This is a genomic window from Atribacter laminatus (genome assembly GCF_015775515.1).
GTDB lineage: Bacteria > Atribacterota > Atribacteria > Atribacterales > Atribacteraceae > Atribacter > Atribacter laminatus.
The window spans coordinates 2,724,623-2,751,311 of the sequence record NZ_CP065383.1 but is presented as its reverse complement, the minus strand read 5'-3'; the positions used below and the strand labels follow the sequence as shown (position 1 = coordinate 2,751,311).

Sequence of the window (26,689 nt, the reverse complement as noted above, 5' to 3'; positions counted from 1 at the left end):
AAACTGGAATTTTATCACTCCGATAGTTTAACGGAATAAAATCGATGTTCTAGTTACTCAAATAAATTACTACCAATATTTTAAGTCAAGTCTGGTTTTCTGTAAACCCTTTTTTATCGGCAATTTTTTCAATTTCATTTAATCGGCGATGAACCTCTGATTTAGAAAGCGGTGGGATGCAAAGGTCACCGATTTCACGTAAAGAGGAACAGGGATTTTCTATACGTAATCTGGCAATTTCTTGAAGATGGAGAGGAAGGTCATCAAAATCAAGACTGTGAATTTTTTTTCTTTGTCGTGAAGAAGAGGCAACAATTTTATTTAAATTAGCAGTTTCATAATTTACCCAACGGGTAATTTCGTTAATAGTCGATTTTTCAACCATAATTTTTTCCATTTCGAGGTAACTTTGATGGGCTCCAAGAAAGCGGATAAAATCAGCTATCGATTGAGAATTTTTTATATAAAGATTAACATCTCCTTTGACTGTACGAGAATGAAAGTCAAACTGGAGACTTTGGAGATAATTGAGTATGAAATTGGCAAGCTTTTCTGAATTGAGCTGTATTTCTATGTGATATCCTCTTAAGGGATCGCCCATATAACCACGAGATTCGAATACTCCTCTTAAAAAATGGGCTGCTAATTTATGGTTGAAAAAGCTCCTGAGGATGTCTACATCTTGAAAACCAAATTGATCGAGTAGGTCATTGGTGACGGGAAATTCGAAACAGTAAAATATTCCTCCGGGAATTCCCCTCCTCTCTTGTACGTGAATAGTGTGAACTGAGCGAGGGAAAAGAATTTTTTTATAAGTGACACATTTTTTAATCAAAGCCGGATGGCGGTTGGAAAAATGTAAAAGAAGCTGATGGGAATGCTTTTTTATCACTGCGCCAGTCCTAATTATTCCGACAAATTCACTCTCAACCTCCTCTTTGTTTGGCGGTTGGATGGTAAACAGTTCGGTTCTAAGACTTTCTTTAAAATTCATGAAGAAACAATTCCCTCTTTCATGGTTGATATATTTTTTTGACTGAGTTTTTTTTGAATTTCGATAATGCTTTGGGTGGGTATTTTTAATTGATGAGATACCTCTTGGGGGGAATAATCTAAAATTTGAGTCAGATTGTCAAAGGCTGAAAGGAGGACATGTTTTCGTTTGGGACCAATTCCCGGTATATCGTCTAAAACAGAGGAAAACATATTTTTATTTCTTCTCACTCGATGAAAGGTGATGACAAATCGATGCACTTCATTCCGAATTCTTTGGAGGAATTGGAGAGAAGAATTTTCGGGAGGAAGACGAAGCGAGGCACTTTTTTTAGGGAGGAAAATTTCTTCATTTTCTTTTGCTAAAGCAAGAACGGGAATAGTGAGAGAAAAATTATGTAATACTTTGAGCGCGCTGTTCAGCTGGCCAATACCCCCATCAATGACCAAAAGGTTGGGAAATTCAGTTTGGTTTTGAATAAGTTTATTAAAATGCCGGGTAAGAGTTTCCTCAATCATGGCAAAATCATCGGGATGATCGGTTTCTCGGATGATATATTTCCGATATCTTTTTTTTAATGGTACACCATCGAAAAAAGCAACGATGGCTCCTACCGATTCATCACCCTGAAAGGTTGAAATATCCACCCCTTCAATGAGACGAGGTAAGGCAGGAAGTGAAAGAAGAGCTTTTAATTCATTTAGAATATGCTGATGATCCATATTTTGACGAAGCGCTTTTATTTTTTCTAATTGGAGATTTTTTTGGGCGTTTTCTTGGGCAAAATGAAGAAGATCAAGCTCAGAAGAATTTCTGGGTAAATCAACAATACTTAGATGCCCTTTTTCTTTAATCCTTTCCTGGAGATTATGGTTAAAATCAAATTGGACACATATTTTCGTTGGTGGATTGAAGTGGTCAAGATAAAAATTCTCAATGAATTCATTGAGAATATAGTCTCGATCAGCGTTTTCCTCCCTTTGAGCGTGAAAATTTTCGATTCCAATCAACCTTCCTTTTCTCACCTTGACGACAACTAAACTGGCCAGATTGGATTCACTTTCCAATTCAATAAAATCAATATCTGAACCATCAGGAAGGACCAATCGATACCGTCCGATAATTTTAAGCAAACAGTCGAGATGATCTCGGAATTGAGCGGCTTTTTCAAAATCCTGCCGGTCGGCGGCATCCCACATTTCCTCCTCTAACCAGTTAGTAACCTCTAAATAGTCTCCTTCTAAAAATAAACGAGCTTTATTCAGTTTATCTTGATATTCTGAAGAACTGCATTTTCCAATACATGGAGCACAACACAGTTTTAATTCGTAATCGAGACAGGAGCGTAACAAGGGAAAACGAGATTCAGGAATTGAGCAACCACGAAGGAGAAAAATTTGCCGGAGAATTTTCAATCCGTCACGAGCTTTTTTTGAATTGGTGTAGGGTCCATAAAAGTATCCCGGTTTCGCCGTTTTGCGACGGGCTATTTTAACCGCTGGAAAATCGCCTCGAAAATCAAAATGAATATAGGGGTAACTTTTATCATCTTTCATTCGGATGTTGTATTGGGGTTGGTAAGTTTTAATTAGCTCTTCTTCGAGAAGGAGAGCTTCGGCTTCGTCTCTGGTGAGGATGAACTGAATAGTATGAATTTCTTTAGCCATGTCTCTCTTGAGAAGGGATGAAGAATCACCTTGCAAATGGTTTCGTACCCGGTTTTGAATATGAATAGCTTTCCCAATATAAATTATTTGGTGACTTTGATTGCATAGAATATATACACCACAACTGGTAGGTAATTCCTGAAGGGAATTTCGAGTGGTTTCAGACCTGACAAAATTCTTTTCGCTCAACCTTTAATACCTCCCTTAGGTAAAAACCAGTATATGAGATAGGGTTTAAAGCAATTTCCTCTGGAGTTCCTTCAGCAACCAACTGACCTCCCTGATCTCCACCTTCTGGTCCCAAATCGAGCAAATAGTCGCAGCATTTAATGACATCCATGTTGTGCTCGATAATCAAAATACTATTTCCTCGTCGGCGCAGTTCTAAAAGAACATCGAGAAGTTTTTCGACATCGGCAAAATGGAGGCCGGTGGTCGGTTCATCGAGAAGATAAAGGGTTCTTCCGGTGGCAATCTTACTCAGCTCTTTGGTTAGCTTAATCCGTTGGGCTTCTCCACCTGAGAGAGTGGTTGCCGATTGTCCCAGTTTAATATATCCGAGTCCGACCCGCTTGAGAACAGCTAATTTTCGTCGTATGACTGGGATATTTTCAAAAAAGACCGCTGCTTCATCAACACTCATATCGAGTATTTCGGCAATATTTTTTCCTTTAAAGCTAACATCCAAAGTTTCTCGAGCATACCGCTTCCCTTTACAGTATTCACAGGTTACAAAAACATCGGGAAGAAAATGCATCTCGAATTTGATAACCCCATTTCCCTGGCAAGCTTCACAACGACCACCCTTCACATTAAAACTGAAGCGCCCCGGCCGATAGCCTCGGGCTTTGGATTCCGGAAGTTGGGCAAAGAGACTCCGTATTTCAGTAAAAATTCCTGTATAAGTGGCAGGATTGGAACGGGGAGTTCTTCCGATTGGGGATTGGTCGATGACGATCACCTTGTCAATACATTCAACACCTTCAATAGTATCATGATCACCAGGTTCGGCAAGGGAATGATAGAGAATCCGAGAGAGAGATCGATAAAGGACGTCTTCCATTAGAGTACTTTTTCCCGAACCCGATACGCCAGTGAGTCCCACCATGACCCCTAAGGGGATTTTCACATCAATATTTTTTAAATTATTCGCTCGAGCACCACGAATAACTAACCATTCTTGGGGATTTTTTCTCTCCAAAGGTATTGGTATTTCCTTTTTCCCACTGAGGTATAGTCCGGTAAGACTCTTTTGATTATTCATTATTTCAGTTGGGGTTCCAATTGCAATGACTTCTCCTCCCTTTTCTCCAGCTCCTGGCCCCATATCGACTAAATAGTCAGAACTTTTCATGGTTTCAGCGTCATGTTCAACGACGATGACGGTATTTCCCAAGTCACGCAGTCTTTTCAAAGTTTGAATCAGCTTTTGATTATCGCGAGGGTGAAGACCAATGGTTGGTTCATCAAGAACATAAAGTACCCCGACTAATCCTGATCCAATTTGGGTTGCCAGCCGGATACGCTGGGCTTCTCCTCCGGAGAGCGTCATAGCTGAACGGCTGAGAGTAAGATAACTTAAGCCAACTTCCACCAAAAAGTGAAGCCGGGATTGAATCTCTCTCAGTAAAGTGGCAGCAATAAGCGTTTCGTGCTCTGAGAGTTTGAGCGTATTAAAGAAGGTTTCCAAATCATCAATGGTCAATCGAGAAAGATCACCAATTGATCGATTTTGAATTTTTACCGAAAGACTTTCGGGACGAAGTCGATTGCCCTGACAAGACGGGCAAGTTCGAGTTGCCATAAAACGGGCTACCTCATCCATTTCCCACCAACTCTCGGCAGCTTTCATGCGCTTCTCTAAATAACTGATTATTCCATCTCCATCTCCATCTCCGTAAAAGACCAATTGTTGCTCGCCTTCTGACAAATCCTGAAAGGGAACTTTAAAAGAAATACCTTTTTCCCGAAGAAAACGTTTGATTTTATTCATGGAGTAGTGATTTTCGTCATACCTAATCCAAGGGATAATAGCTCCTTGGTCTAAAGATTTAGACCAGTCGGGGATTACCAAGCCGGGATCGATGAAATTTAAAACTCCAATTCCACTACAATCGGGACAGGCCCCATAAGGGTTGTTAAAGGAAAACATACGAGGAGTTACCTCGGGGAAACTAATTCCGCAATCGGGACAGGCAAAATGTTCACTAAATATTCGCTCTTCCATTTGCATATTATCAGTAACCAATCCAATTTTAACCAATCCTTTCCCATACCGAAGAGCAATTTCGATTGAATCGGCAAGACGACGTTGTTCTTCAGGATTGGTGGTCAGTCGATCAACTACCAAGTCAATGTTATGTTTTTTATTCCGATCTAAACTCAAAGAATCCCAATCTTCCAACTCAATAAATTCCCCATCTACTAAAGCCCGAGCAAATCCATTTTTCAGCATATCGTTGAGGAGTTTTTTGTATTCTCCTTTTCGACCACGAATCAAAGGTGCTAGAATAATAATACGGACTTCTTCAGGGTAAGAAAGGATTTCATCAACGATTTGTTGGATGGTTTGACGAGCAATGGGTTTTCCACACTGAGGACAAAATACTTTTCCACAGCGGCTGAAAAGAACCCTCATATAATCGTATATTTCAGTGACGGTACCGACCGTTGATCGTGGATTGTGAGAAGAAGCCTTCTGATTGATGGCAATAGCTGGCGATAATCCTTCTATTAAATCAACATCCGGTTTTTCCATTCTTTCCAAAAATTGCCTGGCGTAGGAGGAAAGAGATTCTAAATAACGACGCTGTCCTTCAGCAAAAATTGTATCAAAAGCCAGTGAGGACTTTCCTGATCCGCTCAGTCCAGTTATGACCACTAGTTTTTGGTGGGGAATTTCAATATCAATATTTTTTAAGTTGTGTTCACGAGCGCCTTTAATCAACAAAGAATTTTTCAATGTAATCACCTTTTAGCTTCAGTTTATTCTTTTTCGATGATTTCGTTCAATTTGAATGAGATTGACCGCTTATTCGAGAAGCAGTTTTTTGCTGACTGCGGATATTTTTTTGAACGGTTTGAAACCCGGTATTTTTTATTCGAATCAACTCATCCCGAATCAACGCTGCTTTTTCAAATTCAAGATTTCTTGCAGCCTTTTTCATTTCTTGGGTAAGCTTTTCAATGAGGCCTTCTTCAGCAACTTGATCGGTTTCTAATTGATCAAGCTGGTACAGGGTATTTTCAGCTTCTGGAGAAAGCCCTCCCATCTCTGGGATGAGAGTTCGCACTTCTTTGATTATCGATTCCGGAGTGATGTGATGAAGCCGATTGTATTCTAACTGGGTTTTTCTTCTCCTGTTGGTTTCTTGTATCGCTCTTTCCAGCGACCCAGTCATTCGATCAGCGTAGAGAATCGCCCGACCTTTAACATTCCTGGCTGCTCTCCCAACGGTTTGAATCAAAGAGACCTCCGACCGGAGAAATCCTTCTTTGTCCGCATCGAGAACAGCCACTAAAGCAACTTCGGGTAAATCTAACCCCTCACGGAGGAGATTGATACCGACTAAAACATCGAATTCTCCAGCACGTAAATCTCGAATGATTCGAGCTCTTTCGATGGTTTCAATTTCGGAATGGAGATATCGCACTTTGATTCCCAAATTGAAAAGGTAGTCGCAAAGGTCTTCAGCACTCCTTTTGGTTAAGGTTGTCACTAAAACTCTCTCTCCTGATTGAACGACTTGTTTAATTTCTTGATACAGGTCGTCAACTTGGCCAGTTGCCGGCCGAACGATGATTTCAGGATCAATCAACCCAGTAGGACGAATTAACTGTTCAACAATTTGATCGCTTTTTTGGTATTCGTAGATTCCCGGTGTTGCCGAAACATAAATAATGTATCCTAATTTTGTTTCGAATTCCTCAAAAGATAGTGGTCGATTATCAAAGCAAGAAGGAAGACGAAAACCAAAGTCAACCAAAGCTTTTTTTCGAGATCGGTCACCGGCTAACATTCCACGGATTTGAGGAATAGCTACATGAGATTCATCAATGAATAATAAAAAATCTCGAGGAAAGTAATCGATAAGTGTATACGGTGGTTCCCCGGGCTTTCTTCCATCCAAGTGACGGGAATAATTTTCGATACCCGAACAGTAGAAGGTTTCCCTCAGCATTTCCAAGTCATACCGGGTTCGTCTTTCCAAGCGGTCAGCTTCTACCAATTTTCCTTGAGAGAGAAAATCCTTCAGTTGTTCTTGTAATTCCAATTCGATATTCCCCAAAGCGAGATCGAATTGATCCCGGTCGACAAGATAGTGTTTGGCTGGATAAACAAAAATCTCCGGTATTTTGTTAAGGGTTTTCCCGCTGACCGGTTCAAATATTTTAATGCATTCAACTTGATTTCCCCAGAATTCAAACCGCAACGCTGTTTCACTATAGGCTGGGTAGATTTCTATGGTATCTCCTTTCATTCGGAAGCATCCTGGAATGAACTCAATTTCATTTCTTTCGTAAAGCAGGTCAACCAAGCGATGGGCGAATTCATCCCGATTCCAGGTGTCATTGTTTCTGACGTGGAAAATTCTCTTGCGATATTCCTCCGGAGAACCGATACCATAGATGCAGGATACCGAAGCAACCACCACAACATCATTCCGTTCCATCAAAGCACTGGTGGCAGATAATCGAAGCCGATCGATTTGTTCGTTGATGGACGCATCTTTTTCAATATAAAGGTCATGTGCAGGAACGTAAGCTTCCGGTTGGTAATAATCGTAATAGCTCACAAAGTATTCTACAGCATTATTGGGGAAAAAAGCTTTCATTTCACTATAAAGCTGTGCAGCCAATGTCTTGTTTGGAGAGATGATAAGGGTTGGCCGCTGGTAATGCTGGATTACATTAGCCATAGTGAATGTTTTTCCTGATCCGGTAACACCTAATAAAGTTTGGAATCGGAGTTCATTGGAAATACCTTGATTAAGATTTTCTATAGCCGTCGGTTGATCTCCCTGAGGCTGGTAATCGGAAACTAATTGAAAGCGTCCTTTAACTGACACAATATCACCCGGTTTTATGGTCGAAATGAGATATTTTTTCAATGGGAATTTGACAGACAAAATCTATTTTTTTTTGAAGGTCTTCAGGTGTGGTATTATTCTCGATGATAATATGAGATCTTCGTCGTAAACAAGAAATAAATTTCTGGCTTTTCAAGCGAGAACGGATTTCATCCGGAGACAATCCTTTTTGAGAAAGACGAGATGACCTCTGTTCTTCAGGTGCTTCAACAAATATTAAACAATCAACCAGAGGAATGAGACCGGCTTCAAATAATATGGCACCATCAATAACAACTATCGCTGAGGGAGGTTGGCGAAGAATAATTTTTTTTAATTGGTTTTTAAAGATGGGATGACTAATCCGATTGAGCAGAAAAAGCAATTTCCAGTTTTTAAAAACCACTCTTCCCAGTTTTTTTCGCTGCAACTCTCCTTTTTGATCTAAAAATCCTGAACCAAAATTGAGAACCACTGCTTTCCATAATCGCCTTCCCTTTCGAGATAGGTCATGAGATAGACGATCGAGGTCAATTATCATTGCATTATATGCACGAAATGAATGTGCAACCGACGATTTACCCGAGCCGGTTGCTCCACCAACTCCGATTATAGGAACCGATCCTTTAATTTTACTCATTCGTTATTTTATTAACCCAAATAAATATTGATATATTCCTGAACCGGTATTTTCCAAGAAAAATCAGAAGTCATAGCATTTTTGACCATAACTTTCCAGAGCTCAGGAGTATCATTATACCAATTTATTGCTCGTTCCAGAGTAAAAATAAACTCATCTGGTCGATAATTATCAAACTGAAATCCATTGTTTAGAATTGGATTGAATCGATAGTCAATCACGGTATCGATAAGCCCACCGGTTTTTCTTACTACTGGGATGGTTCCATATCGCATTGCGATCATTTGACTAATGCCGCAGGGTTCAAAGCGGGAAGGCATTGCCAGCATATCTGATGCTCCGTAAACAAATCGAGCTAAACTATCGTTGAAAGCCATTTCCACGTGAAGGTTGGGATATTTTTTAGCATATTCGGTTAAGGAATTTTCATAGGAGGCCTCTCCGACTCCTAAGAAAAACCAGCACAGGGGAAGATTAAAGAGCTTGTCTGGATCGTTCAGGATGAGATCTAACCCCTTTTGTTCAACTAATCGAGAAATAAAAGAAATCAGAGGGGATGAAACGTCCTTTTCTTTTAAATCGGGGAAATACTGTTGGTAAAAAGCCATTTTATTTTGTTTTTTTATTTCCAGTTGACCTGTTTTATAAGGATAAGGAAGATTTTTATCGGTAGATGGATCAAATAGATCGGTATCGATTCCATTGACAATGCCGACGATTGGCTTTCTTAATCCAATTGCCCTTATAAGCCCATCTAATCCCTCGCCACCCTCAGGAGTAGCAATTTCTCGAGCATAGCTGGGGCTCACGGTAGTGATGACATCGGAGAAAACCAAACCGGCTTTCAAAAGATTTAAATTTCCATAGAATTCTAAATAATCATGGGTAAAAAAGTGACCAGGCAAATTGACTATTTTAAAAAGCTCACTACTTCCAATGCCTTGATAGGCAAGATTATGGATGGTGAATACAACTTTTTTCGGTTTTTTCCGATAAGATGGCCAATACATTTTAGTGTAAGCACAGAGTAAAGCACTTTCCCAATCATGACAATGAAGGATGAAGGTTTCCTTTTGAGTTCTTACAATATACTCAAACACTGCTCGAGAGAAAAAAATGAAGCGTTTTAGGTCATCACCAAATCCATACATTTTTTCCCGTTTAAAAAAATCTTCACCTGCAACCGCAATAATTTGTAGGTTTTTCTCGTTCCGAACAAAGTAGGACGCCTTCACCATTTTCTCTCCAAAGGAAAAAGTGATATCTTGTTCTGGGTTAAACTGAAACTCATTCATAAGTGATGAATAGGCAGGCAAAAAAAGCTTTATAGAAAAATCATTATTCGGGAGATATTTAGTGAGCGCTCCAACCACATCAGCCATTCCTCCGCTTTTAGCAAAGGGATACGCTTCGCTGGATACCATGATGATGTCCATTCATTGTCCTCCTGTTCCCCTTACTTGGTTAAAAAAGGGGTAAAATTACAATTCCTCTCCTCTTTTATTGGTTATTTTCAAAAAGAGGGAGAGTTTTTTGGTGAATTTCATTTCTTTTTTTCACTAGTCTTTCTTTAAATTTTATCAATCCTAATTCGTCCAACAGGGTAAATAAAGATTTCCATTGGACTTGCTGAAAATTCCAAGACTGAAAATTGATATCAAGTGGTATGGTATCAATTATGGTGACCAACTGAAGACTCTGTTCAACCTGTTTAGAAAATTCCTGAATCGCTTTTTGGAGTCGTAATGGAAGTTCATCATAATGATGTAGAATCCCCTGCCAATCATGATAGCGTTTTAAAAGATTGAGTGCGGTTTTTTCACCAATACCAGGAAGCCCGGGAATATTATCGGAGGGATCACCAGTTAAAGCTATAAAATCAATGATCTGCTGGGGAGTTAATCCATACTGATCTAATAAAGTATTTTTATCAATTGTTTTTAATTGGGTAACACCCTTCACTGGCTGCAAAAGAATGGTTTTTTCATTCACTAACTGTAATAGATCGAGATCTGAGGAAACCATAGCAGTGGTGAATTGGATTGGGATTTGGTGACGAAGACTTCCGATTATATCGTCACCTTCAAATCCAGGAACTTCAATCCACTTTAATCCAAAAGAATCGATTAAGTCCTTAACCAACTGAACTTGAGGTATGAGTTCTTCCGGCATTGGTTTTCGTTGAGCTTTATAATCTTCAGTGATCTGATGACGAAAGGTTTTTTGGGGATGATCAAAACTAGTAATCAAGGAGAAGGGATGATAATCCTCAATCAATCGAAGTAACATATTCCCAAATCCCAAAACAGCACCAGTTGGTTTGCCTTGAGACGAGATAAATCGTGGCATGGCATAAAAAGCTCTATAAATCAGCGAACTCCCATCCAATAATAGTATTAAATTATTTGAATTTTCCATGATTCATCCTTTTTGTCAGAATAGTTACCGGTTGACAAAAGCTTTGAATTGACTATAATTTCTACTACGAGGGCCGAAGTGGCGGAATCGGCAGACGCACTAGACTCAAAATCTAGCGAGCTCCGGCTCGTGCGGGTTCAACTCCCGCCTTCGGCACCAATTCGTTTCTCTCGGAATCATTCAATATCGGTATCGATATAAAATCTTGGATTAGAACCGTTTTGACTCCGGTTGTCTGCAGGACCACTTTCGATACCACTTGCCGTCACTTTGATTTCTACTTGAGATATATTATCGGTTTCTTCGGCTGTTACTCCCGCCTGCTGAGCTAAGATACTCTGGTACAAGGATTCGACTTTTTTCTGCATGGTATTGCTTTGGCCATAATAGTTGGTAATATCCTTGATGAGTTGAAAGACTAACTCCGAATCTTCAGGTGGATTGGTGGCAGCGAAATCTAAAGCTTTTTGGTAACTGATGGCAGCATGGTCAAAAAGCAAGCTACTGATCTGAGATCCTACCCAACGAAATAAACGAGCGGATAAGAAAGCTGAAATAAAGTCATTTTGCCTCGAAATCGCCAATCCATAGGGGATGACGACATCCCAGGGTTGGTTTCGATAGGTTTCCGGAGAACCATTCTGATAGAGAAATACATTTTCTAAATTCTGTCTCTCTTGGTTGCTGAGCCGAATCTGAGATACGGCATAGGACCGCCATTTTTTAAATGCTTCTTGATGACCAGGTTGATTTTGGAGGATCATCTTCCATTCATTTATTGCCTGGGGAAATTCTTCCAGCACCTCATAGGTTTTTCCCAGCCAGTACCGGGCATCCCAATAATCAGGTTTGATTTGAATAGCCTGTTGATAGGATTCTTTTGCTTTTTCAAAGTTGTTTTGTGAGAAATAAATATAGCCATTTTTATAAAATGTTTCTGCATCTTGGGAGTAAGCGGTTTGCTCTAAAGAAAGAGCACCGATGAGCAACAAAAACAACAGAATTAAACAAAACCATCTCCGATAGGTCATCACCATATCACCTCATCCAGCCAACCAAAATCTCTTTTTTTGAATACCTTCTAAAACATCAAACAGGGCTTGTTCGAGTTCTTGATTCCAATTCACTCGAAATTGTTTACCCATTTCAATCGCCCATCGTTCCTGATTGCCAATAACATGCAAAATCACCGGTTGAGTCCCAATATGCCTTTGTAGACAATCTTTCAAACTATAGAAAACCGATAGAGGGTCGTCGGGATTCGATATTTCAATGTGAACGGATTTTTCATTTGGCTTTATTTTATCCAGATCTAATATTTTTTCAGCAATGACTTTATTAACCCCTGAATCTAATACATCTACTCTTCCCTCTAAACAGAGAACGTTTTCTTTTTCCAGGATATTTTGAAGCCGGTCGGCGATTTTTGGGAAAAAGATGGATTCAATCGTCCCGGTTTCGTCTTCAAGGGTAACAAAATACATATCTTTCCCGGTTTTGGTGGTGATTCTTCTGGATTCAACGATAGCCCCCATAATCCGAACAGCAGCCTTATCCTTCATCATTTGAACTTGTTCAAAGGGAATGACATTTAAAAATGTGTGAGAGGCAAGAGCATTTCTTACCGGATGATCACTGATATAAAGGCCGATTATTTCTTTTTCCATGGAAAGCAGATCTCGGGTTCGAAATTCTGGAACTTCCTTGAGAGTAAGTACTTCCTGCATGACCGGTTTCAAGTCGCCAAAAAGTGTAGCCTGTTGAGGTTGATTTCTTTTTTTTCGTTTGGTATAAAAATGGATGATCTCTTCTGAAGAGCTGAAAAGTTGATTTCGATTGTGATGGAGACTGTCGAAAGCTCCGGCTTTGATGAGGCTTTCGATAACCCGTTTGTTGATTACCCTTTGATCAACCCGTTCCATGAAATCGAAGATATTTTGAAAACGAGCTTCTTTCCTTCGAGTCAGAATTTCGTTCACGGCGTTTTCACCAACATTTTTAATTGCTGCCAATCCAAATCGGATTTTCTTTTCCCCGACCACGGTAAAATTGGCTAAACTCTCGTTGACATCAGGTGGAAGTATTTTGATGGATAGTCGGCGTGCTTCCATAATAAATTTAGCAATTTTATCGGTATCTTCCTGAATACTGGTAAGGCAGGCGGTGAGATATTCGGTGGGATAATGGGCCTTGAGATAGGCAGTTTGATAGGATATAAAAGCATAAGCGGCACTATGTGACTTGTTAAAACCATATCCAGCAAAATATTCTATTAGGTCGAATATCTCAGCGGCGGTTTTGGGGTCGTGGCCTTTTTCTTTGGATCCTTGGATAAATCGGTCTCTTTGTTGTTCCATAACGTCAGCTTTTTTCTTTCCCATGGCTCGGCGGAGAATATCAGCTTGACCGAGGGTAAAGCCCGCCAGTTCACTGGCAATTTTCATGACCTGTTCCTGGTAAAGAATGACACCATAGGTTTCTTTCAATATGTCTTCCAAGCTTGGGTGGGGATAAGTTACTTTTACCTTCCCATGTTTTCTTTTAATAAAATCATCAATCATTCCGCTTCCCAATGGTCCAGGACGATAAAGAGCCAAAAGTGCAGTCAATTCTTCAATTACGGTGGGATGGAATCTTTTAAGAAGTTCCTTCATGCCTGAACTTTCCAGCTGAAATACCCCGGTTGTTTCTCCCCGCCCTAACAATTCATAAGTCTCTTGGTCGTCTAGAGCAATTGCATCCAGATTAATATCTATTTGAGCCGTTTTTTTAATGATGTTTAAAGTTCGTTCAATAACGGTAAGAGTCCTTAAGCCTAAAAAGTCCATCTTGAGCAAACCCAACTCGCCTAAAGTGTCCATATCGAATTGGGTGACGATTTCATTATTGCTCATTTTTTGGAGTGGAACATACTCGGTAAGGGGTTTATGGGAAATTACTACTCCAGCAGCATGCATTGAAGCGTGGCGACAAAGCCCTTCTATTTTTTGGGCGATTTCTAAAAGTTGGGCAACGTTTGAATCATTTTTAACCAGTTTTTTTAATTCAGCATTGGTGTCGATCGCCTTTTCGAGAGTCACTCCCGGTGCTCCTGGGATGAGCTTGGCGATTTTATCAACCTCTCCATAACTCCAACCCAAAGCCCGACCGACATCCCGAACCGCCCCTCGAGCCATCATACGACCAAAGGTAATGATTTGAGCCACATTGGTATGTCCATATTTATTGGAAACGTAATCAATGACCTCTCCTCTTCTTTCGAAACAAAAGTCAATATCGATATCAGGCATACTAATTCGTTCTGGGTTGAGGAAACGTTCGAATAAAAGCCCATAACGCAGGGGATCAATATTGGTTATTCCGAGGGAATAAGAAACTAAACTTCCGGCTGCCGATCCTCTGCCCGGTCCAACCATGATTCCCTTCTCTCGAGAATATTTGACAAAGTCCCATACAATCAAGAAATACGCATCATAACCCATATTGTTAATAACCTTTAACTCGTATTCTAATTGGTTTTTGACTTTTTCGGGAGGAGGATCACCATAACGACGCTGCAGTCCCTCAAGGCAAAGATGTCGAAGGTATCCAGAAACATCAAATCCCTCGGGAACGGAAAATTCCGGGAGAAGAACCTGGCCTAACTCCAATTTAACCTCGCACAATTCAGCAATCCGTTCGGTGTTTTCAATTGCTTCAGGAACTGAGGAAAAGTCCCGGATCATTTCTTCTGGAGTTTTTAGAAAGAATTCTTGAGTAGGAAAACGGAGCCTTTTTGGGTCATTGAGATTGGTAGCGGTTTGTATGGCTAAAATAATCTCATGAACTCGGGCATCTTCTTGGTTGAGATAGTGAGAATCGTTGGTAGCTACCAAGGGGATATTGAGTTTTTTCCCGATTTCAATCAAAGCCTGATTGACCTGAGTTTGTTCGGGAATCTTATTTTCTTGCAACTCCAGATAAAAAGCATCACTTCCGAAAAGTTCACGATATTCAGCTGCTAATTTTTCGGCTTCCTTCTGCTTCCCAGTTAAAATGAGCGAGGGAATTTCCCCTGCCAAACAGGCACTGAGGGCGATGAGGCCTTCCGAATGTTCTTGTAATAAAGCCCGATCGATACGGGGTTTGTAATAAAAACCTTCAAGAAATCCTAAACTCACTAACTTAACCAGATTCCGATATCCGGTTTGATTGCGGGCCAGTAAAACCAAATGAAAAGCACTTTCTTCACCTTTGGTTACGGTTTTCTCAAAGCGACTGCCCGGAGCCACATAAGCTTCACATCCAATTATGGGTTTGATACCGGCATGGTGAGCTTGTTTATAAAAATCGATGACTCCATACATCACACCATGATCGGTGATGGCTACTGATTTCATGCCAGTTTCTCGAGCTTTTTGAAGAAGCTCCTGAATACGAATTGATCCGTCCAACAAGCTGTATTCGGTATGGAGGTGCAGGTGAGTAAAATTCATTTCCTTATCCCTCAGCCGACAATTCTTTATTGAGAATGCTTTTTACCAGGTCAGGATTAGCTTGCCCTCGAGTGGTTTTCATGACTTGGCCAAAAAGAAAATGAAAGGCTTTTTCTTTCCCGCCTAAAAAATCAGCAACACTTTGTGGATTTTGTTCGATAACTTGTCGAATAATTTTTTCAATTTCTTTTTCACTATTAATTTGAGAAATACCCTTCTTTGCCATAATTTCTTTGGCACGACCCCCGGTTTGAAACATCTCTTCCAAGACAGTTTTGGCGATAGTCCCACTGATTTCTTTTTTGTCGATCATCTTGAGTAATTCCATAAAAGACGAAGGAGTTATCTTACTTTGGGTGATATCAATATCAAGAGCGTTCAAGTTTTTTAAGACTTCGGTTATGGTCCAGTTGGCAATGAATTTTGGTTTATTTAATTCCTGAATACAATTTTCGAAGAAATCCGCCAATGATTTTTCTTGCACCAAAACATTGGCTTCTGGTTCAGTGAGTTCAAAGTCAATCATAAATCGTTCCTTTCGTTCCAAGGGAAGCTCTGGAAGGGATGATTTGATTTGTTGAATAACCTCTTCCTGAATTATATATGGGAGAAGATCCGGATCGGGAAAGTAACGGTAGTCTTCCGCATCCTCTTTCCCCCGGGAAGAAACAGTTACTGCATTGATCTCATCCCAGTGACGAGTTTCTTGAGGAACGCAATTTCCCTCTTCTAAACATCTTTTTTGACGATTAATTTCAAATTCCAGTGCTCGGAATACCGAGCGGAAAGAATTCATATTTTTAACCTCAACCTTGGCGCCCATTTGATCTGGATGGGGTGATATGGAGATGTTGGCATCACATCGCAAGGAGCCTTCTTCCATATTTCCATCGCTGACTTCGATAAATCGCACCAAATCCCGAAGAGCGATTAAACTATCCCGGGCTTCTTCGGGATGATGAAGGTCAGGTTCGGTAACTATTTCAACCAGCGGAATCCCACAACGGTTAAAATCCACACCCGAACTGTTTTCGGGGAGGGTGACCCCCTCATGGATGAGTTTCCCGGCATCTTCTTCAATGTGAACTCGTTTAATCCGGACTTGTTTTTTTTCACCCTGAGTTAAAAACTCAAAATAACCATTAACACCGATCGGAAGGTCATATTGAGAAATCTGATATCCCTTGGGAAGATCGGGATAAAAATAGTTTTTTCTATGAAAAACTACCTTTGGCAGCAACTGGCAGTGGAGTGAAGAAGCCGTTCGAATGGCCAATTGCATGGCGTGTTGATTCATGACTGGTAATGAACCTGGAAGCCCCAAACAAACTGGACACACGAGGCTGTTCGGTGATTTACCAATGTAATCGGTTCCGCATTGGCAAAAGAGTTTTGCCTGGGTAAGAAGCTGACAATGAACTTCTAAGCCTATGGTAATGTGCCAAGTACTCATCAATGCACCTCCTTTTTGGGATGAAGTGAATCGATATCGGGAGGTGGAACCAAAAGAATTTTTTCTAAAAAGGAAGCAAAACTCAAAATTTTTCCTTCCTGGAAGGGCGCTCCGAGGATCTGCAGCCCAATGGGAAGATGTTGGTGATACCCACAATTGAGTGAAAGAGCTGGAATGCCTGCCATTGCTGAAGGAATGGTAAAAACATCAGCTAAGTACATTTGATAGGGATCGTGGCTCTTTTCACCAAACTTAAAAGGTAAGCTGGGCGTAACCGGAGCGAGAAGGATATCACATTTCTCAAAACTCTCTTCAAAGTCCTTTTTCACCAGAGTGCGAACCTGCATTCCTTTGAGGTAGAATTCATCATAATAACCAGAACTTAAACAATAGGTTCCTAAAATAATCCGGCGAAGTACTTCTTTTCCAAAACCGGTGGTTCTGGTTCGAGTATAGAGGTCTTGAAGGTTGAGTGGTTGATTGCAACGATAACCGTAAGCAACGCCGTCATAACGGGCTAAATTGGAACAAGCTTCAGCCGGTGCAACAATATAATAAGCTTCCAAGGCGTAATCAGTATGGGGGAGTGAAACCTCTACTACTTCAAATCCTTCCTTGGTGAGAATATTAAGGATTTCTTGAATTCGCTGGGTAATAACCGGATCTACACCGGTGGTGAAATATTCCTTGGCAACTCCCACCTTCATTTTTTTGATTTCATCCTCGTGAAGGCAATCGGATGAAGAAAAAGGAGGATAAGGAGCACAGGTCGAGTCACGATTGTCTTGACCACTGATCACTGAAAAAAGCGCTAGACTATCTTGGACATTACGAGTGAGAGTTCCAATTTGGTCAAGAGAAGAAGCAAAACTAATCAATCCATAACGAGAGATCCGGCCATAGGTAGGACGCAGCCCCACTATTCCACAGAAAGCTGCAGGTTGACGGACTGATCCACCAGTGTCAGAGCCCAGTGCCAATGGTGCTTCCAGGGCAGCTACGCTGGCAGCTGATCCCCCGCTCGAACCCCCGGGTACTCGTTTGGGATCGAAAGGATTTCGAGTTGGCCCAAAACCGCTATTTTCAGTCGAAGAACCCATGGCAAATTCGTCCATGTTGGTTTTTCCCAAAAAAATACCACCAGCTTTTATTATTTTTTCAACAGCGGTTGCGTTAAAAGGTGAATGGTAGTTGCTGAGAATTCTCGATCCACAAGTAGTCGGTAGTCCCTGGATGCAGATGTTATCTTTAATAGCGAGGGGAATACCATAGAGAGGGGGAAAATCGGCTTCTCCGAATTTTTTTTCTTCCAACTCCTGAGCACGTTGCATGGCACCCTTGTCATCAACGGTTAGAAAAGCTCGGAGGGAAGGATCGAGAAGACGTATACGATCTAGAAAAAGCTGGGTTATTTCTGTCGGGGAAATTTCTTTATTTTTATAGGCATTTTGATAATCATCTATAGTAAAATTTTTAATAGTATCGATGTTCATTTTATTCCTCCTGTTTGTCAACCACTTTTGGCACAATAAAATACTGATCGATGACGTCTGGTGCCTGGGAAAATAGTTCTTCCTTTGCCATCCATTCCCGAGGCTCGTCGGGATTAGATGGTGGTTGGCTCCAGGAGATATGTGATGTGGGCGAGACCTCCTTGAGTTCAAGGCGATTTAATTTGTCAAAGTGAGAAAGGATGTTGTTAATTTCTATAAAAAACTGTTCCAAATCGATATCGGGAATGGACAGCTTAGCAAGAGCAACGACTTTTTTTATTTCCGACAATGAAATTGTCTCTGGCAATCGACCCACTCCTTTCCTGCGGGGGTATATTCTATTATCATTTTTTGCATTCGCTCATTGATTACGTTGCTATTTTTTTACAATACCATACTATTATAGTGAAAAGCTTTCCTCTTTTCAAAAATCCGATTGAATTTTCTCCTCGAACTCTGATTCAGTTAAAAGAGGAATGTTTTTTTTTATCGCTTGTTCCCGTTTTGAACCCGGTTGTTCTCCCACTATTAGATAATTCACCTGAGAAGAAATAGCTTTAACAACTTTTCCTCCTCGAGAAACCACCAGATCCTCGGCTTCTTTACGAGAAAAATGGCTGAGAGTTCCGGTAAAAAGGAAAGTTTTTCCCTGAAAAAATTCTTGGGGTTTTACCGATTTTTCCTTTTTTTTCTGGGTAGGATGGACCCCAAGAGCTTTTAATTCCTTGATCAAATGAAGGTTTTCGGAAATAGAAAAGAAATTGAGTATCGATTGAGAAACTGTAGGCCCGATTCCATCTATGATTAGAAATTGTTCCTCTGACGCTTTAATAATCTGATCTAATGAGGAGAAATGATTGGTGAGAATCTGGGCAACATGGGAACCAACAAAAGGAATTCCCAGAGCATAGACGAAACGAGCTAATTCTCTCGTTTTAGACTGACCGATGGCTTTAATCAGGTTTTCTGCCGATTTCGGTCCCATTCGTTCCAAATCAATTAATTCCTCGATTTTCAAGCGATAGAGATCGGAAATGGATTGAACTAAACCGGTCTCAATAAGTTGGCTGACTAATTTTTCCCCCAGTCCTTCAATATCCATCGCATCCCGTGAAGCCCAGTGATTAATTTTCTCCTTTCGCTGAGCCGGACAGTTTATATTGACGCATTTCCAAGCGGCCTCTCCGATTTCTCTTTTCACTGGAGCATGACAGGCTGGACAGGTTGAGGGCATTTGAAAAATAATTTCCGAACCGGTTCTTTGTTCTGAAATAACCCGAACCACTTCGGGGATGACGTCTCCGGCTCGACCGACCAAAACCCAATCACCTATTCGGACATCTTTCCTCTTTAATTCGTCTTCATTATGAAGGGTAGCTCGCTTAACGGTAACTCCCCCGATATTAACCGGTTCTAATACGGCAACCGGAGTAAGTGTTCCCGTCCGTCCTACATTTACTTCGATGTTAAGGATTCTGGTCATCTCAGTTGTTGCTTCGAACTTGTAGGCGATTGCCCAACGGGGACTCTTGCTGGTCGATCCCAAACGACTTCGATCGGGTAAAGAATTAAGTTTAATGACCAACCCATCGATTTCATATTCTAATTGTTTTCGTTTCTTTTCCCATTTACGATGAATATCAATGACTTCTTCTATGGAAGATACCAACTGAATGTAGGGGTTAACCATGAATCCCAATTCTTTTAAATACATTAGAAGTTCCCAGTGGGTGATGGGAGAAAGGTTGCTTTCAATCAAAGTTGCTCCATAGACAAACAAATGGAGTTCTCGAGTGGCTGTCATCCGCGGATCAAGTTGACGAAGCGAACCCGCAGCGGCATTACGAGGGTTGGCAAAGGGAGGTTCATTTTTAGCAATTCTTTCTTGGTTGAGACGGTTAAAAGCGTTTTTCCCCATAAATATTTCGCCCTGGATCTCAATGACCTGGGGAATTTTGTCACCCAATAAGCGCAGTGGAATGGTTTTAATGGTCCGAATATTCGGAGTCACATCTTCACCAACAGTTCCGTCTCCCCGGGTAGCTCCATGAGTAAGAATTCCTTCTTCATATCTGAGGTTGATTGCCAAACCATCAATTTTTAATTCAACTACATATTCAGCTTGGTTTTGATTGAGAAGCCTTTGCAGCCGTTGATCGAATTCTCGAATATCATCTTCTTCAACCGCATTACTAAGACTCAGGAGTGGTTGAAAATGCAGGAAAGGCGGAAAACCATCCTGAGGTTTACCGGCAACCCGCTGTGTGGGAGAGTCGGCGGTTAAATATTCAGGATAGTTCTTTTCCAATTCCTGTAGCTTTCTCATTAAGGCATCATATTCATCATCGGTAACCGTTGGTTGATTAAGAACGTAATACCGATAGTCGTGTTGACGAATAATTTCTCTTAATTTTTCGATTTCTTGACGAATTGTGTCTCTTTCCATGCCAGAGAAGCCGCCTTTTTAAAAGATTTCTTTCCGGACAATGGTAGAGCTTCGATCTTGGCCAACCGAGAGAATTGCCACCGGGATTTCTATAAAATCTTCAATAAATTCAATATAATCGCGGGTAGCCCGGGGAAGGTCATTATAGAATTGGATTTTTGAGATATCACTCTCCCATCCCTCCAATTCTTGGTAAACTGGCTGAGCGGTATTCCAGTCGAAAGAATGATTGGGAAGTTCCCAAGAAATGCGATTTCCCATACGGTAATGAGTGCAAAATTGAATTTTCGAAAAACCGCCTAAGACATCAAGTTTGGTTATAACCAAAGAGGTCAGAGCGTTAATCCGAGCCGCATACTTCAGCACCACTCCATCCAACCAGCCACATCGTCTTGGCCGGCCGGTAGTGGACCCATACTCTCCCCCACGTTCCCGTAAAGTTTCACCAATATGATCGAGACATTCAGTTGGGAAGGGTCCCTCTCCGACTCGGGAGGTATAGGCTTTGCAGATTCCAACCGATTGGATGTGGGAAAGGGGACCTAAGCTGGCTCCCAGTAAAGAACCGGCAGCTATTGGGTGGGAAGAAGTAACATAGGGATAGGTTCCATGATCCAGATCCAGCATGGTACCCTGGGCTCCTTCAACGATTAGATTCTGATGGGAAGCAAGAGCGTCGTGAATAATAGGAAGGGTATTAACGATATACGGTTTTAATTGCTCAGAGTATTTTTCAAATTGTTCATAAATACTTTTAAAAGAAAGTGGAGGTTTTTGAAAAACCTTTTCCAGAATAATATTCTTATAATTTAAAACCAGCTGGAGTTTTTCTTTAAAGGTATCCAGATTTAAAAGGTCGACAGTCCGGATTCCCCATCGAGCAACTTTATCCTCATAAGCAGGGCCAATCCCTCGACCGGTGGTTCCGATTCGGGAACTCTGACGAAAAGTTTCCTGGAGTTGATCGAATAAACGATGATAAGGCATAACCAGATGGGCTTTTTCACTGATGAGTAATCTTTGCAGTGATTCTTCCCATCCATTATCCCGTAGAAATTGAATTTCTTGCAGAAGATCGGCAGGGTCAATGACCATACCATCTCCTAAAATACATTTTATACCAGAATGAAGAATACCTGAAGGGATAAGATGAAAGACGTATTTTTTACCTTCAACGACGACTGTGTGCCCGGCATTACTCCCTCCTTGAGCTCGAATGACTATATTGGCTTTTTGGCTGATATAATCTACTATTTTTCCTTTTCCCTCGTCACCCCAATGGGTGCCAGAGATGATTGCGAGAGGCATGGATATTCCTCCTCTTTATTTTCCAATATTATTTATACAGTATTCGTTTTCTATTCCCATTCAATTGTCGCCGGTGGTTTGGAAGTAATATCAAAAACCATTCGTCCAATACCAGCAACTTCATTCACCACTCGGCGGGCGATTATGTCTAAGGCTTCGTAGGAAATTTTTGCCCAATCGGCGGTCATCCCATCTTCACTCATGACAGCCCGAAGTACACCGACGTATTTATAGGTTCTCTCATCCCCCATGATGCCTACGCTTCGAACTGGAACCAACACGCCGAAGGATTGCCAAAGTTTTTTGAAAATTGGGGAATTCCTCAACTCTTGATAGATGATGTAATCCATATCCCGCAAAATTTCCAGTCGGTTTTCGGTTACTTCACCAATAATTCTGACCGCAAGACCCGGCCCGGGAAAGGGTTGTCGCCAAACAATCTCATCGGGAATGCCTAATTCTATTGCTAATTGTCGGACTTCATCTTTGAAAAGGAATCGCAAAGGTTCGATTACCCGAAGATGCATCAGTTCGGGGAGCCCGCCAACATTATGGTGGCTTTTGATTTTTACCGATGGTCCGCAAACCGAGATGCTTTCTATAACATCAGGATAAGTGGTGCCCTGGAGCAAGCAAGTGGCATCACCTAAATTTCGGGCTTCTTCTTCGAAAACTTCGATAAAAACCCGACCAATAATTTTTCTTTTTTGTTCTGGGTCGATAACACCCTGAAGTTCTTTTAAAAAACGATCTTTAGCATCGACGGCAATAACCCGTCCCTTTCCCAATAGAGCTTCCATATTCCGGAGAACGTGTTCTGGCTCACCCTTTCTCATCAAACCATTATTCACGAAGATACAGCTCAGCTGATCGCCAATCGCTCGGTAGGTTAAAACTGCTGCAGTTACCGAATCGACTCCACCACTTAAAGCACAGACCACTTTTTCCTTTTGAGCAGTATTGCGGAGCCATTGAATTTGTTGTTTGACGATTGATTCTGCTGTCCAATCCGGAGCACATCCGCATACGTTAAAAATGAAGTTGGATAATATCTCTTTTCCTAAAGGAGTGTGAGATACCTCAGGGTGAAACTGAATTCCCCAAATTCTTCTCTGATCATCGACAATAGCAGCATAGTCACAGGTTTCAGTTCGAGCAATACATTGGAATTGCGGCGGAATTTCTTTAACGCTATCACCGTGACTCATCCAGCAAACTATTTCGTTTCCGAAACCTTCAAAGATGCCTCTTTTTTCCAAAATTGTCAGGAGGGCTTTCCCGTATTCTCGAGTTTGGGACTGGACCACCTTCCCACCTAAAGTTTTCACTAAAAGATGAAGACCGTAGCATATTCCCAATAAAGGTTTATTGGATTTGAGAACCATCTCTTCCAGCAAAGGAGCGCGAGAGTCAGCAACACTGTAGGGACTTCCCGAGAGGATGATCCCTTTGATATCGGAACTATTCAAATCACATTCTTTTAAGTGATAAGGCCAGATTTCACAATAAACCTGATATTCCCTGATTCTTCGAGCAATGAGCTGGGTGTATTGGGAACCAAAATCTAAAATTACGATTTTGTCCATTATGACCTCCCCATGCCCACTCCTTGAATTTTCTGAAGAAATTTTCCTTCAGTCCAAATGCTTGGAGATATATCGATAGGGATTTGCTGCATTTCTTTAATGTTTTGAGCTCCCAAAGAACCCATTGAACCTCTTAAAGCACCAACAAAATTCATCGTTCCATCGGTGACATGGCTGGGTCCAAGCAGAATTTCTTTTAAGGTTCCTTTAATGCCAACTTTAACCAGTGTACCACGGGGAAGGTTGGGGTCGGGAGTTGCCATCCCCCAATGATGGCCTTGACCCGGAGCCTCTTGCGCCGAAGCTAAAGGAGAACCAAGCATGACGGCATCAGCACCGCTGGCAATCGCTTTGGCAACGTCACCACCAACTCTCATTCCTCCATCGGTAATGACCGTTACATATCGACCGGTTTCTTTCCAATAGTCATAACGAGCAGCTGCTGCATCAACAGTAGCAGTAATTTGAGGGATCCCTATTCCCAATACAGCACGAGTCGTACAGGCAGCACCTGGCCCAATGCCCACTAAAATTCCTGAAGCACCGGCTTTCATTAATTCCAGAGCAACTTCGTAAGTTGCACAATTTCCAACGATAACCGGTATAGGAAGACCTTGGCAAAAGCTTTTTAAATCAAAAGCAGTGCTCCGAGAAGATAAAAATTCCCGAGTAGTGACGGTGGATTGGATAACCAAGAGATCGAGACCGGCTTCAATGGCTTTAATGCCTAAGGTTTGAGCTCGAGAAGGAGTCACTGATGCGGCGGTAAGAACACCCTGGGATTTAATTTGCTGGATTCGTTCTTTTATAAGTGATTCTTGGATTGGTTCTTGATAGGTTTTTTGCAAGAAACTGGTGATTTCTTCTCGTGATTTTTGAATAAGACTGGAAATCATCGGATAGGGATCTTGATAACGACAGAATATGCCTTCCAGGTTGAGAACTCCCACGGCACCCAATTTTCCCATAGTCACCGCCATTATCGGATCAATAACTCCATCCATGGCTGCTCCAAGTATAGGGAGGTCGAGATGTTCATTCCCAATGGAGATGCTTAGGTCAACATCTAGCGGGTCTATGGTTCGAAGTCCAGGAACCAAGGAAATTTCATCAAACCCGTAAGTCATTCGAGCCATCCGGTATTTTCCTAATGACACTTCATGCATGGGTTTCACCTTCCTCCGTTCATCTCAGCAGTATTAAAAACCAAGTATTGATTCACAAATATATTCCCTTTGATTCATTATGGTTGACGCTTTTCTTTTTCTCTCTTTGAGACATAATATCGGACACTGAGTAGGTATAAATAGGTAGGATTCGACTCCACTCCAGTTTGAAAGCAAAGGAAAACGTATGGGGACACCCCAACCCAAAAGAAGGTTTTGAAGTTGTGTGATAAAGGAATAAACATTTAAAAATCCCCCTCCTTGAAGGGGTGTCCTTTGGTTATTATCAAAATAGCACACTTGAATTGATTATATAAGAACAATCCGAGTTTTCCTGTAATCCGATGGTTGGAAAACTCGGATTGTACATTGTCTTTACTCCGGTTCTTCTTCTTTGTGCTCAGCTATGATGGTTTGGGTAGTCAAGGCTAAGGATGCAATGCTCACAGCATTTTGGAGAGCAGCTCGAGTAACCTTGGCAGGATCTACTATTCCCGATTTGACCATGTCAACCAAATCACCGGTCATAGCGTTAAAACCCATTTTTTTATCCAGGTCTCGAACCTTTCCAGCGATAATGTTCCCTTGGTATCCAGAATTTTCAGCGATTCTTTTGAGAGGTTCTTCCAAAGCATTTAAAACGATTTGAGCACCAATTTGCTCATCATTGGATAGGTTATCAATAGAGATTTCCTGTCCAATATGCAGAAGTATTGATCCTCCTCCGGGAACGATACCTTCTTCAATAGCCGAACGAGTTGCTGAGAGAGCATCTTCAACTCGATGTTTCTTTTCTTTGAGCTCGGTTTCGGAGAGTGCTCCTACTTTGATGATTGCCACTCCTCCAATTAACTTTGCCAATCGTTCCTGAAGTTTTTCACGGTCATAACTGGAATCGGTCTTTTCAATTTGTACTCGGATTTCCTTTTCTCGAGCTTTTATTTCATCGGGATTTCCCTGGCCATCAACAATGATGGTGTTGTCTTTATTGATTTTTACCGAACCGGCTTTTCCTAAAAGATCTATGCTGACTTTCTCTAATTTCATCCCCATTTCCTGGGAGATAACCTGACCACCGGTAAGAATAGCCAGGTCGTGAAGGATTTCCTTCCGTCGATCTCCAAAAGCCGGTGCTTTTACTGCTGCAACGTTGAGTGCACCACGAAGTCGATTGACCACTAAAGTCGCTAAGGCTTCACCTTCTAAATCTTCGGCAATGATCAATAGAGGTTTTCCGGTTTGGACGACCTGCTGGAGTATGGGGAGCAGCGTTTGAATGGAGCTAATTTTAGAATCAGTAATCAAAATATAGGGATTTTCCAGAATACAAACCATTCTCTCCTGATCGGTTACCATATAAGGAGAAAGATATCCCCGATCAAATTGCATGCCCTCAACCACCTCAAGTGTGGTTTCGGTTGATTTGGATTCTTCCACGGTAATGACACCATCTCTTCCAACTTTTTCAATGGCTTCGGCAATGATTTGACCAATTGACTGATCTTTTGCGGAGATTGCGGCGACCTGAGCGATGGATTTTTGATCATCAACCGGAATACTGTATTGGTTAATTTTATCGACGATTTGGACGAGAATTTTATCCATACCATTTTTAAGAAAAACTGGATTATAACCGGCGGTGACATTTTTCAATCCATTGCGGATCATTTTTTGGGCAAGGACCATGGCTGTAGTGGTTCCATCTCCAGCTATATCGTTGGTTTTGGTTGCAACTTCTCGGACCAAGGTTACTCCGATATTTTCAAAAGGATCTTTGACCTCAATTTCTCGGGCAATTGTAACCCCGTCATTGGTGATGGTTGGCCCTCCGAATTTTTTTTCTAAAATGACATTTCGACCCTTAGGGCCTAAGGTTAGCTTTACCGAATCGGTAATAATATTCGCTCCTTTTTCAATTGCACGGCGAGCTTCTTCATCGAAAATGAGTTTTTTTGGCATAATTAACACCTTCCC

General features: G+C 41.3%; 17 protein-coding genes and 1 tRNA gene. 1 reads left to right on the top strand and 17 read right to left on the bottom strand.

What is annotated here, in order from left to right; all coding sequences use genetic code 11:
- Nucleotides 1-85 precede the first annotated feature (85 nt).
- The 7 genes from whiA to RT761_RS12265 form a co-directional block, all read right to left on the bottom strand.
- Nucleotides 86-994, bottom strand: a complete 909-nt coding sequence (gene whiA / locus RT761_RS12295; protein WP_218111714.1) for a DNA-binding protein WhiA — start codon at nucleotides 992-994, stop codon at nucleotides 86-88.
- The gene (gene uvrC, locus RT761_RS12290; protein WP_218111713.1) at nucleotides 991-2,850 is read right to left on the bottom strand and encodes an excinuclease ABC subunit UvrC; all 1,860 of its coding nucleotides are present in this window, start codon (nucleotides 2,848-2,850) and stop codon (nucleotides 991-993) included. The genes whiA and uvrC overlap by 4 nt, the downstream gene beginning before the upstream one ends.
- Nucleotides 2,822-5,623: an excinuclease ABC subunit UvrA gene (gene uvrA, locus RT761_RS12285; RefSeq protein ID WP_218111712.1), complete on the bottom strand. Its 2,802-nt coding sequence runs from the start codon at nucleotides 5,621-5,623 to the stop codon at nucleotides 2,822-2,824. Before uvrA ends, uvrC begins: the two co-directional genes overlap by 29 nt.
- A 46-nt stretch (nucleotides 5,624-5,669) precedes the next feature.
- Nucleotides 5,670-7,730: an excinuclease ABC subunit UvrB gene (gene uvrB, locus RT761_RS12280; protein ID WP_218111711.1), complete on the bottom strand. Its 2,061-nt coding sequence runs from the start codon at nucleotides 7,728-7,730 to the stop codon at nucleotides 5,670-5,672.
- A gap of 4 nt (nucleotides 7,731-7,734) precedes the next feature.
- Nucleotides 7,735-8,370: a dephospho-CoA kinase gene (gene coaE / locus RT761_RS12275; protein WP_218111710.1), complete on the bottom strand. Its 636-nt coding sequence runs from the start codon at nucleotides 8,368-8,370 to the stop codon at nucleotides 7,735-7,737.
- Nucleotides 8,371-8,381: 11 nt separating this feature from the next.
- Entirely contained in the window at nucleotides 8,382-9,806 is a 1,425-nt protein-coding gene (locus tag RT761_RS12270; protein WP_218111709.1) for a glycogen synthase, read from the bottom strand.
- A 64-nt stretch (nucleotides 9,807-9,870) separates the two neighbouring features.
- Nucleotides 9,871-10,788 carry a 5'-3' exonuclease gene (locus RT761_RS12265; protein ID WP_218111708.1) on the bottom strand — a complete coding sequence of 306 codons (918 nt, stop codon included), beginning with the start codon at nucleotides 10,786-10,788 and terminating at the stop codon, nucleotides 9,871-9,873.
- Nucleotides 10,789-10,860: 72 nt separating this feature from the next.
- Here RT761_RS12265 and RT761_RS12260 point away from each other — a divergent pair.
- Nucleotides 10,861-10,947 (top strand) — tRNA-Leu (locus RT761_RS12260).
- Between the two features lie 17 nt (nucleotides 10,948-10,964).
- Here the strand turns inward: RT761_RS12260 and RT761_RS12255 are convergent.
- From RT761_RS12255 to groL, 10 genes are all read right to left on the bottom strand, one after another.
- Nucleotides 10,965-11,825 (bottom strand): tetratricopeptide repeat protein, encoded by an 861-nt coding sequence (locus tag RT761_RS12255; protein WP_218111707.1) that lies wholly within the window; start codon nucleotides 11,823-11,825, stop codon nucleotides 10,965-10,967.
- Nucleotides 11,826-11,831: 6 nt separating this feature from the next.
- Nucleotides 11,832-15,263, bottom strand: coding sequence for a DNA polymerase III subunit alpha (locus RT761_RS12250; protein WP_218111706.1), 3,432 nt, complete (start codon nucleotides 15,261-15,263; stop codon nucleotides 11,832-11,834).
- A 4-nt stretch (nucleotides 15,264-15,267) separates the two neighbouring features.
- The gene (gene gatB, locus RT761_RS12245; protein WP_218111705.1) at nucleotides 15,268-16,716 is read right to left on the bottom strand and encodes an Asp-tRNA(Asn)/Glu-tRNA(Gln) amidotransferase subunit GatB; all 1,449 of its coding nucleotides are present in this window, start codon (nucleotides 16,714-16,716) and stop codon (nucleotides 15,268-15,270) included.
- Nucleotides 16,716-18,209, bottom strand: coding sequence for an Asp-tRNA(Asn)/Glu-tRNA(Gln) amidotransferase subunit GatA (gene gatA, locus RT761_RS12240; protein WP_218111704.1), 1,494 nt, complete (start codon nucleotides 18,207-18,209; stop codon nucleotides 16,716-16,718). Before gatA ends, gatB begins: the two co-directional genes overlap by 1 nt.
- Before the next feature lies 1 nt (nucleotide 18,210).
- A complete protein-coding gene (gene gatC / locus RT761_RS12235) occupies nucleotides 18,211-18,516 on the bottom strand; it encodes an Asp-tRNA(Asn)/Glu-tRNA(Gln) amidotransferase subunit GatC (RefSeq protein WP_218111703.1) in 306 nt (101 codons plus the stop codon).
- A 117-nt stretch (nucleotides 18,517-18,633) separates the two neighbouring features.
- Entirely contained in the window at nucleotides 18,634-20,655 is a 2,022-nt protein-coding gene (gene ligA / locus RT761_RS12230) for an NAD-dependent DNA ligase LigA (protein WP_218111702.1), read from the bottom strand.
- 18 nt (nucleotides 20,656-20,673) lie between these two features.
- A complete protein-coding gene (locus RT761_RS12225) occupies nucleotides 20,674-21,963 on the bottom strand; it encodes an adenylosuccinate synthase (protein WP_218111701.1) in 1,290 nt (429 codons plus the stop codon).
- A gap of 50 nt (nucleotides 21,964-22,013) precedes the next feature.
- On the bottom strand, nucleotides 22,014-23,549 hold the full coding sequence (gene guaA / locus RT761_RS12220; RefSeq protein WP_218111700.1) for a glutamine-hydrolyzing GMP synthase: 1,536 nt from the start codon (nucleotides 23,547-23,549) through the stop codon (nucleotides 22,014-22,016).
- Nucleotides 23,549-24,715: a GuaB3 family IMP dehydrogenase-related protein gene (locus RT761_RS12215; protein ID WP_218111699.1), complete on the bottom strand. Its 1,167-nt coding sequence runs from the start codon at nucleotides 24,713-24,715 to the stop codon at nucleotides 23,549-23,551. Before RT761_RS12215 ends, guaA begins: the two co-directional genes overlap by 1 nt.
- Nucleotides 24,716-25,090: 375 nt before the next feature.
- Nucleotides 25,091-26,674 carry a chaperonin GroEL gene (gene groL, locus RT761_RS12210; RefSeq protein ID WP_218111698.1) on the bottom strand — a complete coding sequence of 528 codons (1,584 nt, stop codon included), beginning with the start codon at nucleotides 26,672-26,674 and terminating at the stop codon, nucleotides 25,091-25,093.
- Between the last annotated feature and the right edge of the window lie 15 nt (nucleotides 26,675-26,689).

What these genes read in the sequence shown, in the direction of transcription:
- RT761_RS12215 (WP_218111699.1), bottom strand. Translation starts at nt 24,715, where the DNA reads ATGCATGAAGTGTCATTAGGAAAATACCGGATGGCTCGAATGACTTAC.
- groL (WP_218111698.1), bottom strand. Translation starts at nt 26,674, where the DNA reads ATGCCAAAAAAACTCATTTTCGATGAAGAAGCTCGCCGTGCAATTGAA.
- gatA (WP_218111704.1), bottom strand. Translation starts at nt 18,209, where the DNA reads ATGAACATCGATACTATTAAAAATTTTACTATAGATGATTATCAAAAT.
- RT761_RS12225 (WP_218111701.1), bottom strand. Translation starts at nt 21,963, where the DNA reads ATGCCTCTCGCAATCATCTCTGGCACCCATTGGGGTGACGAGGGAAAA.
- RT761_RS12265 (WP_218111708.1), bottom strand. Translation starts at nt 10,788, where the DNA reads ATGGAAAATTCAAATAATTTAATACTATTATTGGATGGGAGTTCGCTG.
- RT761_RS12250 (WP_218111706.1), bottom strand. Translation starts at nt 15,263, where the DNA reads ATGAATTTTACTCACCTGCACCTCCATACCGAATACAGCTTGTTGGAC.
- guaA (WP_218111700.1), bottom strand. Translation starts at nt 23,549, where the DNA reads ATGGACAAAATCGTAATTTTAGATTTTGGTTCCCAATACACCCAGCTC.
- RT761_RS12255 (WP_218111707.1), bottom strand. Translation starts at nt 11,825, where the DNA reads ATGGTGATGACCTATCGGAGATGGTTTTGTTTAATTCTGTTGTTTTTG.
- ligA (WP_218111702.1), bottom strand. Translation starts at nt 20,655, where the DNA reads ATGGAAAGAGACACAATTCGTCAAGAAATCGAAAAATTAAGAGAAATT.
- whiA (WP_218111714.1), bottom strand. Translation starts at nt 994, where the DNA reads ATGAATTTTAAAGAAAGTCTTAGAACCGAACTGTTTACCATCCAACCG.
- gatB (WP_218111705.1), bottom strand. Translation starts at nt 16,716, where the DNA reads ATGAGTACTTGGCACATTACCATAGGCTTAGAAGTTCATTGTCAGCTT.
- coaE (WP_218111710.1), bottom strand. Translation starts at nt 8,370, where the DNA reads ATGAGTAAAATTAAAGGATCGGTTCCTATAATCGGAGTTGGTGGAGCA.
- RT761_RS12270 (WP_218111709.1), bottom strand. Translation starts at nt 9,806, where the DNA reads ATGGACATCATCATGGTATCCAGCGAAGCGTATCCCTTTGCTAAAAGC.